Source organism: Pedococcus sp. P1_H8 (genome assembly GCF_056405175.1).
Window position 1 is genome coordinate 1 of the sequence record NZ_JBFUCP010000041.1, and the last position, 699, is coordinate 699.

1 protein-coding gene is annotated in these 699 nt (G+C 60.5%); it reads left to right on the top strand.

Features of this window, described 5'->3' with window-relative positions; translation table 11 throughout:
* Positions 1-135 precede the first annotated feature (135 nt).
* A partial coding sequence (locus AC1DYG_RS18705) for a DUF4185 domain-containing protein (RefSeq protein ID WP_477641372.1) occupies positions 136-699 on the top strand: 564 nt, incomplete at its 3' end.

Below are 699 nucleotides of genomic sequence, written 5' to 3' on the forward strand. Positions count from 1 at the left end.
GATCTGCTGTTCCCCTCGATTTCCTCCCGCCGGACCGGCGCCGCGCAGCGGAGGAGGCACTACTGCATGCCGACTTGGCGACCCCTCGGGGTGCTGTCTGGCGCCAGCAAGTTCAACTATCAGAGGAGTTCTTCGATGGCCAATTACGGCACAGTCATCACTGGCACCGGCACGAGCAGCGGCCAGTTCGGCGTCGGCGGTACAGATCTCGCCATCCCCTACAAGCGCTGGGACGGGACGGTCGGCTACGTCCTCGGGGATACGTTCAACAACAACGGCGTCGGCGGCGCAGGTTGGCGATCTCCGGTCATGCTCTACGGTCCGGGCGGATCCATCGCCAACGGCATCACCTTCAACGGCGCATACGGCGGCAGCTACGCAACGCAGATGCTCAACTACGCGCACAACGCCAACAATGGGCTTGGTTTCGAGGGAACCCGGATTCCCACCGATGTCATGAGTGCAAGCAACAACAACTACCTGGCCTACGCATCGGTGAAGGATGTACACGCCGGCACGGTTAACTGCGGCCGAATCTGCTACTGGGACAACAGTACCAACCCTGTGATGCACGATGGACTGGTCACCTTTGATGACATCAACTTCACCAACATCGTCTTCTGTGACAGCGAGGGCGGCAAGCACTACATGATGTCCAAGCCCTGGGGCCGAAACAACTCGGACGGGCCCATCCTGTTC